Here is a 14850-nt window from a genome sequence, read left to right as displayed (position 1 = left end):
GGAGGAAAGTGGATGCCTTTTAGTCCGATTGATCTGAGCAATGTGCGCGTGCTTGACCTTTCTCAGAACTGGGACATTCACACGCCGGGTTTTGCGACCTACGAGGGGCCAACGGTCAAATGGATCAAGCGCGTGGCTTTCGATAAAGTGGGAGGCCAGCATATTTCATCGACGCTGCACGTGGGAACCCATCTTGATGCGCCCCTGCATTTTATTACCAACGGCCAGGATATCGGCAGCATCCCGCTGGAGAAGCTGGTCGGCCCCGGCGTGGTGGTCGACCTGGAGGCGATGGGCATCGGCGACTACGATATCTACACGTCGGCCCACTTCGAGGAGTGGGAGCGCAAGACCGGCCTGCGCATTGAGCCTGGCGATATTGTGGTAGTGCATACCGGCTACCACAAGTATTATCCCAGCAACTGGTACGGCGAGACGCAGCCGGACGAGACGCGCTATTTTATCAAACATCCTGGCCCAACGCGGGAGTTCGTACAGTGGGTCCTCGATCGAAAGATTGCCTGGTTTGCCATCGATGCCGGCTCAATGGATCATCCGATGAACACCGTCATTCGTAAGATCCGCCCGGATCTGGCGGCCAAATGCGCCGAGAAATTGGGGCGCCCCTTGGAAGAGATCTGGCCCGAGGAGGACCTGCAGCTCATGCACTACGATCTCTTCCCCCACGGAGTTTTCCATGTTGAGAACGCCGGCGGCATGATCGATGAGGTGCTGGATCAGCGCGTCTGGATCGGCTGCTTCCCCTGGAAGTTTAACGGAGGCGAGGCCGCTTTCTGCCGCCTGGTGGCTTTCGTAGGGAAATAGACAGACCCGGCTATGCTGGCGAATAAGCGGCCCGGAGCGGCCCGGCTCCGGGCCGCCTTGCTACCCTGCCAGGCGGGGTCTGACCCCTCTGCTCTCCCCGCCTCACCCTCATCCACGGCTGCTGACTTCCCCTCGACTCTGGCGCCCAGCTTCTCATCATTCTAGAAGATGGGCAAATAGCGCTCAAGCTCCCAGGGATGGACATGCTTGCGATACTCGTTCCACTCGATTGACTTAGCCTCGAGAAAACCCTCGTAGATCAGGTCACCCAGTGTATCGCGGATCAGGGCGTCCTGACGCAGGTCGTCGAGAGCTTCGCCCAGGGTAGCCGGCAGGCGCGACAGCCGGCTCACCGGCTCCTCCTCATCGCGCAAGAAGAGGCTTTCATCCATCGCTGGTGGCAGGGGCAAGCGGTGCTGAATGCCATCCAGCCCAGCACGGAGCATGACCGCCAGGGCCAGATAGGGGTTACAGCTGGGGTCACAGCTGCGTAGCTCGATCCGCGCCGAGTGCTGGGGGTCCTTGCCAGGGCGGGGAACGCGGATCAAGGCTTCGCGATTGACACGTCCCCAGTTGACATAGACAGGAGCCTCGTAACCCGGAACCAGCCGTTTGTAGGAGTTGACAAGCGGCGCCACGATCGCACACATGCCACGGGCATGAGCAAGCTGGCCAGCCAGAAAATGACAGCCAACGTCAGACAGGCCGTACTCGCCCTGTTCATCAAAGAAGGCATTTTTCCCAGTTCGGATATCAATCAGTTGCTGATGGGTGTGCAGGCCCGAGCCGCTCACATTATAGAACGGTTTGGGCAGGAAGGTGGCATAGAGACCATGCTGGGCGGCAATTGCCTTGAGCACATACTTGGCAGTCATCAGGCTATCAGCAATGTAGAGAGCATCTCCAGCCTGGAAATCCAGCTCGTGCTGGCCCGCCGCCACCTCATGATGGCTGGCCTCGATAACAATACCCATCTGCTGGAGGGCCTGCACCATCTGGCGCCTTACTGTCGCGGCCAGATCGGTCGAGAGGTCAAAATAGCCCCCCCGATCATGGGGCAGCGGGGTCGGACCCCCATCCTCGAAACGCAAGAGGAAAAACTCTAGCTCAGGCGCTACCTGAAAACGATAGCCCATCGACTCGGCCAGCTCCAGTGAACGCAAGAGCGTTGCGCGCGGATCGCCCTCGAATGGTTCCCCATCGGGCGTCATCACATTGCAAATGACCCGGGCTACGATGTCACCGGCATTCACCTGGTCGGCAATCTCGCGATTGAGAGCCTGGGGCCGTACATGTACTGGGAGGACGGTAAAAGTACGTAGATCGGGGAAGAGATACATATCACTCTCAGCAACGCGCGCGAAGGCCTCTATTGAGGAGCCGTCAAACCATTTGCCTCGCGCCAGGCAATCGGGGAACTGCTCCACTGGAATCGTGACGCATTTCGCCATGCCAACTACGTCGGTGAACTCCAGGTTGACGAAGCGCACGCGCTCCTTTTCAATGGCCTCCATCACCTGTCTCACTAAGGCCTGATCCTGCTGCTCCACCATGTGCTGCCTCCTGGATGCCCAGCCAGCCAGGCATCCCACATTTCCATGATAGATCTCTTATCAGTCTACCGAACGATTCGATGCTCCAGAGTGGGTACCCATTATATCAGAAGTTCCAGGCCGTTGATATCTCTCCCCACTCCTTCCCCTAATCTGACTCCACAGAGACCCCCGCTCTGCCTCTCCTCCCATTAGCACCGTATTCTATATTTTTCAAAAAGTATAGATATTTAGTAAGTAATGCTATGAATATCTCAATAGGTAGTTTTACAATCAAGTATAGCTATTACTATACTAGGTGCATGTCAGATGGAGTCACCATACCCGGCCTGCCGGGCTACGTTTCCGTCAAAGAGGCCGCCGAGATGCTGGGGGTCTCCGATAAGCGCGTCTACCAGTACGTGATGGCGGGCCGCCTCCCGGCCAGGCGCATCGGCCATATGCTTATTTTACCTGTCGAAGAGGTGCGGCGCTTCAGACCCCAGCCCTCTGGACGCGCCCGAACCCGCTCCCCCTCCTGGCGCGTCTACCGTAGCCGCGGTACCTTGCTGGTGACCGATATCGCTGTCGCGGTGCTCCCCGGCTGCCAGGCCCGCCTGCTCGAAAAGCTGCATACCATTCAGCAGGAAGACCGCCACCTGTTCCCAGGGACGGTGGCGCGCTATGTCCTGAAAGATGAGCATGAGCAGACTTTCCAGATGCTGCGCATTCTGCTGGTCTGGAAAGATACTGAGATGCCCGACGAGGCCACACGTCAGCGCGACCTGGCCGCCTTCCAGGCAGAGCTGGCCGATGTACTGGACTGGCCCCAGGCCCACATCCACACGTATGAGGCCCTCCTCCATACTTGATTTTCTTAATTCTCTTACACGTTTCCTTGACATCCAAACTATCAAGTCCCACCAGAGCTAATATATCACTTCTACGCTAGAAATCACTACTAGCCAGCCTTCCAGTAATCCATTCTGCTCTTTCTATATTTACGGAAAAATGTATAAATCTATATAATTTCTTTATAAGATGTAGTATCTGACCCTGGCCGTAATAAGGACAGACAGCGACCGGAGCAGCGAGCGCCAGCCTCATGAAATTCCATGCCGTTCTCGTTGGCATCAACCGCTATCAGGACGCGCGCATCAGCGCTCTGCAGTATGCAGCCAGCGATGCAGAGCGCTTCTATGGCCAGCTGGCCAGCAGTCTGGCGGCGGAGGATCTCAGTCTGCAGCTCCTGATCGATGAGCAAGCAACGCGCAAGGCTATTGTCACCGTCATCGGCGAGCATTTACCGCGGCAGGCGAGCCGCGATGATGTGGTCCTGCTCTATTTCGCCGGTCATGGCTCGCCCGAGACCGGCAACCTTCCTGGCAGCTTTTCGCGCTACCTGATTGCTCACGACACCGAGTATGACGCGATCTTTGCGACTGGTCTGGACCTGGAGTACGACTTAATCCGCCTGCTGCAGCGCCTGCCGGCGCGGCTCGTGGTGGTTATCCTCGATACCTGTTTTAGCGGGCGGGCCGGGGGACGGACCTTTGAGGGGCCAATCCTGCGCAGCCAGCGTGCCCGGCTGCGCGGTCCAGGCTCGCCAGCGCTGGTGCCGCCCCGGCTGAGCGACCTGCCGCTCGGTGAAGGGCGGATTATTCTGGCGGCTTGTGACGACGATGAGGTCGCCAGAGAAGATGAGCGACTGCACCAGGGCGTCTTCTCTTATTTTCTGCTGCAGGTCCTGAGTGGGGCTGAGACTGCGGCCACCGGCGCTGGCGAGTCACGGGAGAGGACGATCAGCTTGAGCACCCTCTACGAGCGTGTAGCGCTGGCCGTCGTCACCTTTACGGGAGGTCGCCAGCATCCGGTACTGAATGGGCGCCTGAGTCTGGCCCGTCTGCCGCTTTTGAGATTACCGGAGCGCTAGTCTGGTCGGGAGGGAGGAGAGGAGTAACGAGATGGGAGAGGCTTATCTGCTCACGGGAGAGCCGGGCAGTGGCAAGACAACAGCGATCAAGAAGGTGGTCGCGGCGCTCGGCCCCGAGCATTGCGGTGGCTTCTATACCGAGGAGGTGCGCGTCAATGGCCAGCGCACCGGTTTTGAAATCGTCACACTCGACGGACAGCGCGGCCTGCTCGCCAGCACCAGCTATAGCGGGCCGCTACGTGTGGGCCGCTACGGTGTCGATCTGACAGCCCTGGAGTCGCTGGGTCTGGCCGCCATCCAGGAGGCCCTCCAGACACGCCCCGTGGTCATTCTCGATGAGATCGGGCCTATGGAGCTGCTCTCTCCGGCCTTCCGCGAAGCCGTCAGCGCCGTCCTTGCCAGTCCTCGCATGCTCGTCGGTACCATTGTTCTGCGTCCTTATCCTGGGGCCGATGAGCTGAAGCAACGACCCGGTACCCACCTTCTGGAACTGACTACTACCAACCGTGACCAGTTGACAGAGGAGCTGGTCACCTCCTTGCTGCAAAAACTGAGCGAGCAGGGTATGCTAAAGAGAGGGGAGGAGCAGGAAGAGAAGCAGGAGTAGACAGGCGGCGAGGAGTCCAGAGCTTTCGCTCTGCCGCAGAGGGAGAGGGGTATGGAGACGGCCCATCAGACAGAGACAGGCAGCTATCGACCGGCCAGCAGCCCTATTGAAGCCTGGGAGCGAGCGGGTGAGCGTCTGCGTATCTTGTTGGTAGTTAGCTCACCCATCGATGAGCCAGAGCGAATCAATGCTGAGCTGGAGATCCAGGAGATCTATCGCCAGTTGCTATGGTCACGAGTGCCAGCAGCGCTCATTCGTCTGCATCCACCAACCTGGCGTTTCTTGCAGGCCACCTTGCATGCTCGTCCTTTCGATATCGTGCACATCATCGGCCATAGCCGCGGCGACGAGCTGCAGCTTGAGCAGGAAGATGGGAGCAGCGATTGGGTACCCGCCGCTGAGCTGGCAGCTCTCTTCCAGGATACGCACGTGAGGCTGGTGGTGCTGAATAGTTGCCGCAGTGAGCGCCTGGGCGACGAGCTGGTCAGGCAGGGTGTACCAGCGGTGCTGGCCACAACGCGCCAACTGCATAGCGAGACGGCCACTCTGCTGGCCAGTTCGCTCTATGCGGCTCTGGCCCGGGGCATTAGCCCAAAAGAGGCCCTGGAGTTCATTCGGCGCACGTTGCAGCGAGAGCCGCGCCAGCTTGCGGCCCAGGACCAGGTGGTGACGCTTCTCGGACCAGACTCCGAGGAGCCACTGCGCCCAGGACTGCCACAGGCAGGCGATCCTGAGTATTTTCCTTGTGAGCCACCCCACAATCTGCCTGCCGCTCGGGCGCGCAGCTTCTGCGATCGCGTCCTCGAACTGCAACGCCTGGCCGAGCTGCTGAGCAGCGGCCCCTCTCCTTTCATCGGCCTGATCGGCCTGGCCGGCAGCGGCAAGTCAACGCTGGCCATTGAGCTGGCCCATCGCTATAGCTGGCGCTTCACACGCGGTATCGCTTACGCCTCGCTGCGCCGGATGCGCCCTTTCGATCTGGCCAGCCTCCTGGCACACCTGGATTGGGGCCTGGAAGAAGCTCCTGGCAGCCGCCAGCGCGCTCTGGCTCTCTACGAGATGGGACGCGGCCCGCTCCTGCTCATCCTCGATGATCTGGAGGAGGCGACCGCGTCAGAGGTCGAGGCTCTCTGCGATCTGCTGAGCGCCTGGGATACCTCCCTGGGAGGCCGGGCCCTCCTGCTTATGCGCCACCGCCGCTCTGAATTCGATCAGCTGTTGCAGACGAACTGGCTCACCGTGGGCCAGCTCCCGGCTCAGGCCGCTTACGAGTTCGTTGAAGAACGCCTGGGCGGCAAGGAGATCGCTCGCGCACAGCTGGGTCGCCACTTGCAGGAGTTACCGCGCCTCTGCTACTACCATCCCAAGCTCATGACGCTGGCTACTTCGGCCCTCCAGCTGGGCATTCCCTGGCCGGAGCTGGTCACTCAGCTTCGCCAGCTCTCCGGGAAACCTCTCAAGCAAATGGAGCAGCTCCTGCACCTGACTATCGCCTGGGTGACCAAAGAGTCACCCCTGGCCGGCCAGTTGCTCGAATGCTGGCCGGTCTTTGCCGAGTCCTGCCCCGAATCCGCCTGGCGCTTCGTTCAGGCCGGCAGGCTCCCCCAACCAGGCGAGCACCTCTGGCAGCAGCAAAATGAAGCCCTGGAGGCGATCCAGCGCGCCACCATCCTGGAGCGAGCAGAAAGCCCCAGCGGCCTCCAGTGCCGCATGCATCCGCTGATCAGCGACTACCTGCGCCTTCATCGCTGGCAGGCGCTTTCTCAGGAAAAACGCGCTGAATACCTGCGCCGCCATCTTCTCTTCTATATAGAAGAATACCGATCAAAAGCGGGACCAGAGCCGGCGCTGGACTGGAACAACATCGCTCTGGCCCTTGAGGGGGCGCGGAGCCTGGGTCTGTGGTCAGATGTATTGAGACTGGCCGACGAGCTGGCGGGGAAGAGAGAGGCGCCGCTGCTGAAGCGTCATCAGCTCAAGCAGGCTCTGCAGGTTCTGGAGGCGGCTCTGGAGGCGGCCCGCCAGCTCAAGCGGACGCAGTCGGAAGCGACCTTTCTGCTCCAGCGTGGCATCTGTCATTACCGCCTGGCGGAATATCAGCTTGCCTATCAGGATGTCGTAGCCAGCCTGCAACTGGCGCGGCAGTCCGCACATGAAGCGCTGATCAGCGCCGCCGAGCTGGAGCTTGGTCGCATCTGCTATCGGCTGATGCGCTATGAGGAGGCCGAAGAGCACTTTGAGGCGGTACGGGCAGAGGCAACGGCCAGAGGAGATCGCTGGCAGGAGGCCGCCGCCCTGCACGAGCTAGGGCGCCTGGCTTACCGCCGGCGCCAGTTCGAGCCTGCCCTGCAAGTGCTCGCTGAGGCCCGACGTCTGCGTGAGCAATTGGGCGATCAGGAAGGACTGGCACGTACGCTGCACGAGCAGGGGCGCCTTCAGCACGAGCTGGCCCTGCTCAGTCAGGAACCAGCCAAACTGGATGACGCCCAGGCCCTCTATCTGCGCAGTCTGACCCTGCGCCGGCAGATGAACGACCGCGTAGGCGAAGAGGCCACGCTCCATCAGCTCGGTTTGCTGGCCTTTCATCGCGGTGATCTGCCGCAAGCCCATGCCTACTATGCCGCCTCAATGCAGCTGGCCCGCGAGCTGAACGACCGCTTCTGGATCGTTCACAATCAGTTTCGTTCGGCCCGGCTGCTCTGGCTTGAGGGCCAGCAGCAGGCCGCCCTCTCTGAGGCCCAGGAAGCGCTGGCCCTCTGCCACTTGCTGGGCATCGGCCTGGAGAATGAGATCGAAGAATGGCTTCGTGCACCTGCATAACAGTGAGAGAGCACTTGTCGAACAAACTATGGTTCAGGTATCATAAAGAGAGAGATGTCCATGTTGCTCGGCCAGTCTGCCGGGGTTATCGGACTGGGGCAGGAGAACAGGCCACCTCTGCCAGCTATGACAGGAGCCGTTTCTTATGCATGATGAGCAGCTACAGCGCAAGCAAATGAAGGCCGGACACTACGCCCAGCAGCCGGAGCGCTTCACCTTGCTGGAGATCAAGCTGCAGATGCGCTCGACACACGGCGTGCGCCTGGTCAGCTATGGCGAGGGAGGCTGGCACTGCACCTGCGACTTCTACCGCGAGCGCGGGATCTGCAGTCATATTATGGCCGCGGAGCAGCTCCTGGGTCCCCTGGCACCCCTGCCGACCCACGCCAGAGCGCGGGAAGAGGACCATGATCCTGAGCGATAGAGATCTCAAAACCTTACTAGCCGCCGGCCTGCTGGTCATCGAGCCGTGGGAGGAAGGACAGCTGGGGCCAACCAGCATTGATCTACGCCTGGGCGCGCGCCTGGTCAAGTACCGTGGCAGCCGCCTTGAGCTGGGCAAGGCACCGCCTGCCAGCGAAGAGATTGCCATCGATCCCCGACAGGGCTACGAACTGCGCCCGGGCGAATTCATTCTAGGCTGCACGCTAGAGCGCGTGCGCATTCCTAACGGTTATCAGGGCTTTATCGAGACCAAAGGGGACATTGCGCGGGCTGGGCTGCAGGTGCACAATGGTGATGGCCATATTGATCCAGGCAGCGACCATGTGCTGACGCTCGAAATCACCAACCTCAACAGTATTCCAGTCGTCCTCTATCCTGGCCTCTTCATCTGCCAGCTCTTCATCCACCAGCTGAGCAGTCCCTGCCTGCGCGAATATCGCGGGAAATACTTCGGGCAGCAAGGGCCGACCGTTTATCAGCCGGCATAACCGCCAGCGCAAGTGGAGCTGCCGGCGGCCTGCCGCTCGTTAGCCGCTGCCGCTCTGCTCCGTCAGCATCGGCCTGTCAACCGGGGTCTCGACCGCGCCCAGGGAGCGCAGAATAGAGCGCTGAGAGAGCGAGAGGCCCGTGGCAGCATAGATATTCATGCCTTCATAAGGCCGGTCACTGCGCAGCACCCGGAGGCACTGAGGACGCTCCACATCCCAGACCTCGATCGTCCCGGTGGGGCTGCCACTCACCAGCAGCACAGGCTGCTCGCCACGACTGAAAGCGATCTCACGAATGCGATAATCGAAGCGATTGACGATTCTCAGCAGTTCACCGGTCTCGAGATCCCACAGGCAAATGAGCTGATCATCCCCCCCGCTGGCCAACAGGCGGCTGTCAGGACTGATGGACAGCGTCCAGATACGCTGCCGATGTCCCTCTAAAACGGCCAGCGGCAGGCTCCGCCCCAGGTGGGTCAGATCCCAGAGACGCACTTTTTGATCGGCTCCGGCAGTAGCCAGCCGGCGCCCGTCAGGGCTAATGGCCAGCGTATAGATGGCCCCGTCATGGCCGACAAGCTTTTGCAAGCAGCGATAATCGCGGGTATCCCAGAGGCAGATGGTCTGATCCTCAGCGCCAGTGACCAGGAGCCGGCCATCGGAGCTATAGGCGACAGCGTAGACACGCCCGCGATGCTCGCGCAGGATATGCAAGCATTGACCGGTGGCGACCTCCCAAATACGCAAGGTGCGATCGGCCCCTCCACTGGCCAGGAGCGAGCCGTCGGGAGAGAAAGCCACCATGTAGACGCGCGCCGCATGCCCCTTAAGGATGCGGAAGGACTGGCCCGTCTCCACCTGCCAGAGACGCACCGTGCCATCCTCACTGCTACTGGCGAGGAGGCGCCCCTGCCCATCGAAGGTCACCGTCCAGACACTGGCCGTGTGGCCCTCCATCGCGCGCAAGCAACGCAGCTCCCCCAGATCCCAGAGTCGCACCTGGCCATCATTGCCGCTGCTGGCAAATAGCTGACCATCGGGGCTTGTTGCGACCGCTCTCACCTGATTGCTATAGCCCTGCAACATGCGGATGCAGCGCCCGCGCTCAAGATCCCAGAAGCGGACCGTCTGATCATCGCTCCCGCTGACCAGCAAGCGATCGTCAGCGCTCACAGCCAGGGCATAGACACGCCGACTGTGCCCTTCCAGCGTCTTGACGCAAGAGTGATCGCCTATGTTCCAGAGGCGCAAGAGACGATCGCCTCCAGCGCTCACCAGGAAGCGACTATCGCCGCTGAAAGAGAGGGCATAGACCTCCTCACGGTGAGCATCCCAAGAAGCCTGCAGCGTCAACGAGGTCAGGTCCCAGAGCATGATTCGCTCCTTGCAACCGCAGGCGAGCAGGCGGCCATCGCGACTAAGAGCCAGCGACCAGATGCCACCGTTGGGACCCGGGAGGCGGGTCCGGCAGACGCCGCTCTCGACATCCCAGAGGCGCAAGATGGCATCTTCTCCGCCGCTGACCAGCGTCTTGCTATCGGGGGTGAGGGCCACAGCATAGACTCTGCCGCCTTGCTCCTGGTCAGCGAGTTCACAGAAGCACTCAGCGAGACCGGAGGCCATATCAAGACGCCAGAGACGCACGGTCTGATCACCGCTTCCACTGGCAAGCAGGCTACCATCAGCGCTGATAGCGAGCGAATAGATGCGTTCGCGATGACCTCGCAGAGTCTGCAGGCACTGGCCGGTTTCTACATCCCAGAGACGAATCGTCCCATCCTCGCTACCGCTGATCACCATGCGACCATCAGGGCTAAAGAGAACCGAGCGCACCCAGTCGGCATGGCCCTGGCAGGTTACCAGCGGCGCATAATCACGAACACGGAAGATACGGACCTCACAGGTCGTTGTCCCAAGCGCTAGGAGTGAGCCATCCTGGTTGAGAGCCACCGCAAGAATGCTGCCGAAGAACTCGGTGAAGGCCGAGCCGGTCAGGTCGGCCCAGGCGAAATTGACACCGGGTAAGGCTTTGCCCCGCAAATTCGCCTGCCAGACCGCCAGACCCGAGAAGTCCCAGCCACGAAGATCAGACTGCAAGTGGAGGAGCAGATTGAGGATATTGCCAGCCGCATAGCCTGGCCTGCCACGTTCGAGCCGGGCCAGCAAAGAGCGCAGCAGCTGCTCACAGCCGTTCCCCCCTCTGGCCGAGCGCAAGATATGAGCCAGCGGCTCAAGAATCGAACGGATCTGGTCTTCGCGAATATAGTCCCGCGCCTGCGCCTTGAGCAGGGCATGACTTTGCAAGAGAGAGAGCGGCCGCTCTTGGAGAATTTCGGCGGCCACCTGCTGCACCAGACGCTCCGTCACATACTCACAGATCACCGGCTGCAAGGTATACCCTGCGGCACCACGCACCTCGACCAGCGAGCGATGGCGCAGCGACTTCAATACTTCGAGCAGCGCCCCCTTGGGAGTGCGCGTCAGACGATCCTCCAGCAACTCAGAGAGCGTCACCACCTCGCGCCCAATCGCCAACCAGTAGAGGACATCCCGCTCATCAGGAGTCAAGCGCTCAAACTGCTTATCAAGCAGGTCCCTGATGCCCTGAAGAACAAGCACCTCCTGATCGAGGAAGCGAGCGATCTGGCGATCAAAGACCTCGCGGATGGTCGGCGAGACCAGTTTCAGGGCCAGAGGATTGCCAGCATAGCGGCGGATGAACTCGGCCCAGTGCTCATCATCGCCCTCCAGCCCCTCACCAGCGAGCAAGAGACGCCCCGCCTCGGGCGAGACTCCCGCCAGGGTCATAGTGCGCACCGGCGCATGCTTTCCTTCCTGCAGAGGGATGCCATCAGGCTTTTCGCGGCTGGTCAGGATCACGCAGCTTTGCAGAGCACGGCTCCCCAGCAGATAGAGCAGCTCCTCGTAGTCCTTATAATCCTCCTTATACTGGCCCGCCAGAGCACCACTTTGCAGCAACGAATCGAAGTCATCAAGAACCAACAGAAATCGCCCTTGCTCCAGTCGCTGGATCAGCAGCTTTAGACGATCCTCCTCACTCTCAGGAAGGGAGGCCGAGGCTGGCTGCTGCCCCTCCACCCCATTGAGAAAGCGCAAACAGCGATCGAGCAGGCGCCCACGCGACAAAGGAGTGTGAAGCGAGAGCCAGAGGAGACCTTGAAAAGCGGCGGAGCTGCGCAAACGCTGCACCAGAGTCGCCGCCAGGGCAGTCTTGCCCACTCCTCCGATGCCTACAATAGCAATCAGACGGCAGCCATCTTGCACTACCCAACGCCAGAGCAGCTCTTGCTCCTCGCCACGGCCATAGAGACGCGAGACGTGGGGGGCTTCTTCAAGGTCACAGCGCGCAAGCGCAGTCGAGGAAGGAGAAACCACCGGAGACGCAGGGAGAACCAGAGAGGCGGGAGCACGCCGGCGCCCACGTGGGAGCTGCTCTAGCTGCCCTTCCACCAGCACCTCAACCAGCTCACCGTGACGGAGCTGGAGCGCACGCTCGTATTCCTGCACGAGCTGGAGCGAAGGCAAGGTCACATTGTTCTCAACCGCAGAAAGATAGCTCTTCGAATAGCCCACCGTGCGAGCCACCTCGCTCAGGCTCTTCCCCATCTGCTGGCGCAGGTGACGCATACGAGTCCCAATAGCGCTCACCGGAGCGTGCCTCTTTTCTGCCATTGCTGCCTCCTCTCTGCTCTACCCACCACGGCGGGTTACGTTGACTGTTCCACTGGGTAGTATAGAACAGAAGTGCACGCCTGTAAAGGGGAACAGCGTTCTCATCTTGCTCAATTGTACATTACTGAACAATCGTTCATCAAATTTCCCTCCCTATCCTCTTGAAAAACATGGCTGAACACTGTATACTGTTCTTTATAGAACGTTATGGTGTTCACTATCCTCTCAGGTCAGGCTGTGGAACTGGCGAACAACAGGCTCAGCTCCTCCGCTCTGGCTATCTCGCCACAGGTCAACCTGAGCAGGGCTGCTCCTTCTCCTGTCGAACTCATTGCTTGCTGGTCATCTCTCTTGAGAGACAGAGCGAACCGAGCAACAGAATCTGACCCGCGTGGGACATAGTTAGACTGGCCGGCTCCACATCTAGAGAGAGCTTGCATTTTGTAGGCTTGCTTCTTTGTTTGTTCCTGAAGGAGGGGTACTGTGAACCCAGCAATTTCGTTTGGAGTTTCTGCTGACGACAGCGACTCTGAGGATAACGCCCTACTACGTGCCTGTGACGCTCAGGTTGTGGCCCAGGTACGTCACGACTTCTCGCGTATCGGTCATAGCAAGAGGGAAGATCTGGAAGCACTCTATCAGGACGAATGCCAGGAGGTGCGTATCGCTCTCTGGAAAGTCAGTCGAAAAGGGCCACTGTGCAGACCTGCTTTACTGATCCGTGTCATCGTGCGAAATCGCGCACGTGATGCCTGTCGGCGCCTCCGTCGCCGTCCGCTGCTTCTTCCGCTAGAGGCCGAGCAGCCGGAGGTTCTTGCCCTCAGCGAGCAGTGTGCAGCTACCAATGAGGGAGATCGTGATCCAGCCTATGAGTGTGAGCTACAAGATTTTCCTGAAGAGCGTCTTGCCCTTTACATTCAGGCCATTCAAAGTCTATCAGCCGGTGAACGGAAAGCGGTGCTCTGGTGCATCCGCGAGCACAGTCTTGAACTCCGGCCAGTGATCGCGGCGCTGCGCAAGGCGGGTTTGGACCCCGAGCAGGTACCGTCTCCCCAGAGTCAGGCTGAGCTTAAGCGCTATCGCTCCGCCTTAAGCGCCGCCCGGCGACACCTGCGCGAGCCGCTTGGCGTCTAAACCTGGTCTGGCCAGCCGCCTTGTCTATCGGCCAGCCGGCTGCGCAAGCGAGCGTACGCTCGCGGGTCCAGCGCCAACCTGGGATTTCGTCCGGTCCTGCTGCGGGGCTGGCAGCCGTGGCGAAGGGAGTTGCTCCCTTCGCTGGCGCTGGCTATGGGGAAAGCCGTTCGGCCAGATATTTCAGGCTCAGCGGATAGCGATACTCGATTCCGCCATGACGTCCATCGAACAGCTCAAAGAAGACATCGGTGACGCCAATCTCGGCCAGGGCCCGGCGGAACGCCTCGGCTCCCAGGTCGAGATAGTACTCATCGCGCTTGCCCGCATCGATATAGACCGCCCGCAGCGAGCGCAGCGCCTCGGCGTGCAAAGGCACCATCCGTACCGGGTCCCAGGCCAGCCAGCGCTCCCAGACATCGGGAACCAGCTGACCGGTGGCGATATCGAAAGGCAGATGCACCGTACCATCCATATCCGCCGAGTAGCAGGCAGCCATACACCAGATATTGAGCAGATCGGCATCGCCCTCTTTGGAGAAGGCCGGACGGCTGCGGAAGTCCTGCCAGAAGCGTTCGTATGAGCCGCCATAGTGATCGCGCAAGGCCCGCGCCACCCTGGCAAAGTCGCGCTGATAACAGACCTCAAAGAGGGCGTCACCAGCGTGGGTTGCCAGGCCCCCCCACAGATCTGGTCGTAGCATGGGAGTGACCATCGCGCCGTAGCCACCGCTGGACTTGCCGGCGATTCCCCGATGTTCGCGCGCTGCCAGCGTCCGATAGTGGGCATCGACCCAAGGGACGATTTCATCGCAGAGATAGGTGTGGTAGTGTCCGACAGCGGGTGAATCCAGGAACTGGCTTCCTCCCAGAGAGGTCCAGCAGTCGACCCAGACGAGGATGCACGGCGGAGCTTCCCCTTTGGCAAACAGCTCGTCGGCCAGCTCCGGGAAGTTGCGCCGGAAGGCCGAGCGATTGCGCCACATGTCAAGCTGGCCCGTCAGCCCCTGAATCAAATAGATGCTGGGATAGCGCCGCTCTGGCTGCTCGTCGTAGCCGGGCGGCAGATAGATCCAGAGCGGGCGCTGATAGGGGTCACCTAGAGGATTGCTCTTGAGCACCTGGCTCTCAAAGGTCACTTCGTCAAAGCGCCCTTTGAAGTCGTGCGACCAGGGATACACGCTTTGCGCCTCCTTCTTGCTTCTTCTCTTCTTATCCTGGTGCTTTGAGTCCTAGTCTAGCACGCTTTCCTCATGGGCGTCCATGTCTCTTCTGCTGAGAGCCAGCAATCCTGCGGCCTGGCCTCCCCAGGGAGCACGTTCGCTTCCGTCCGACAGCAACAAAAGCGACCTTTACGAAGAGCAGGATTCTGCTTTAG

Annotated in this window: 11 protein-coding genes; 8 read left to right on the top strand and 3 right to left on the bottom strand. The window is 60.4% G+C overall.

Annotated elements, in window-relative coordinates:
* Positions 1-12: 12 nt before the first annotated feature.
* Entirely contained in the window at positions 13-825 is an 813-nt protein-coding gene (locus BGC09_RS12065) for a cyclase family protein (RefSeq protein ID WP_069804234.1), read from the top strand.
* A 161-nt stretch (positions 826-986) separates the two neighbouring features.
* Here the strand turns inward: BGC09_RS12065 and glnA are convergent, their stop codons facing one another.
* A complete protein-coding gene (gene glnA, locus BGC09_RS12060) occupies positions 987-2378 on the bottom strand; it encodes a type I glutamate--ammonia ligase (RefSeq protein ID WP_069804233.1) in 1392 nt (463 codons plus the stop codon).
* A gap of 302 nt (positions 2379-2680) precedes the next feature.
* On the opposite strand from glnA, the gene BGC09_RS12055 reads away from it, so the two are divergent.
* The 6 genes from BGC09_RS12055 (at position 2681) to dcd (ending at position 8649) form a co-directional block, all read left to right on the top strand.
* A complete protein-coding gene (locus BGC09_RS12055) occupies positions 2681-3229 on the top strand; it encodes a helix-turn-helix domain-containing protein (protein ID WP_176728909.1) in 549 nt (182 codons plus the stop codon).
* A 233-nt stretch (positions 3230-3462) separates the two neighbouring features.
* A complete protein-coding gene (locus tag BGC09_RS12050) occupies positions 3463-4290 on the top strand; it encodes a caspase family protein (protein ID WP_069804231.1) in 828 nt (275 codons plus the stop codon).
* A gap of 31 nt (positions 4291-4321) precedes the next feature.
* A complete protein-coding gene (locus tag BGC09_RS12045) occupies positions 4322-4897 on the top strand; it encodes an NTPase (protein ID WP_069804230.1) in 576 nt (191 codons plus the stop codon).
* 51 nt (positions 4898-4948) lie between these two features.
* Positions 4949-7717: a tetratricopeptide repeat protein gene (locus BGC09_RS12040; RefSeq protein WP_069804229.1), complete on the top strand. Its 2769-nt coding sequence runs from the start codon at positions 4949-4951 to the stop codon at positions 7715-7717.
* A gap of 145 nt (positions 7718-7862) precedes the next feature.
* A complete protein-coding gene (locus BGC09_RS22565; protein WP_141727758.1) occupies positions 7863-8141 on the top strand; it encodes an SWIM zinc finger family protein in 279 nt (92 codons plus the stop codon).
* Positions 8125-8649, top strand: coding sequence for a dCTP deaminase (gene dcd / locus BGC09_RS12030; protein ID WP_069804228.1), 525 nt, complete (start codon positions 8125-8127; stop codon positions 8647-8649). Before BGC09_RS22565 ends, dcd begins: the two co-directional genes overlap by 17 nt.
* A 39-nt stretch (positions 8650-8688) precedes the next feature.
* Here dcd and BGC09_RS12025 read toward each other — a convergent pair whose 3' ends face one another.
* The gene (locus tag BGC09_RS12025; RefSeq protein ID WP_084658546.1) at positions 8689-12342 is read right to left on the bottom strand and encodes a WD40 domain-containing protein; all 3654 of its coding nucleotides are present in this window, start codon (positions 12340-12342) and stop codon (positions 8689-8691) included.
* A gap of 483 nt (positions 12343-12825) precedes the next feature.
* Here BGC09_RS12025 and BGC09_RS12020 point away from each other — a divergent pair, with 483 nt between their 5' ends.
* Positions 12826-13476, top strand: a complete 651-nt coding sequence (locus BGC09_RS12020; RefSeq protein WP_069804226.1) for a hypothetical protein — start codon at positions 12826-12828, stop codon at positions 13474-13476.
* A 151-nt stretch (positions 13477-13627) separates the two neighbouring features.
* Here the strand turns inward: BGC09_RS12020 and BGC09_RS12015 are convergent, their stop codons facing one another.
* Positions 13628-14653, bottom strand: a complete 1026-nt coding sequence (locus tag BGC09_RS12015) for an alpha/beta hydrolase (protein WP_069804225.1) — start codon at positions 14651-14653, stop codon at positions 13628-13630.
* Positions 14654-14850: the final 197 nt, after the last annotated feature.

The organism is Thermogemmatispora onikobensis (genome assembly GCF_001748285.1).
In the GTDB taxonomy this organism is placed as follows: Bacteria; Chloroflexota; Ktedonobacteria; order Ktedonobacterales; family Ktedonobacteraceae; genus Thermogemmatispora; species Thermogemmatispora onikobensis.
Note: the sequence above shows the minus strand (reverse complement) of the source record. Positions and strands in the feature narration are given on the sequence as shown.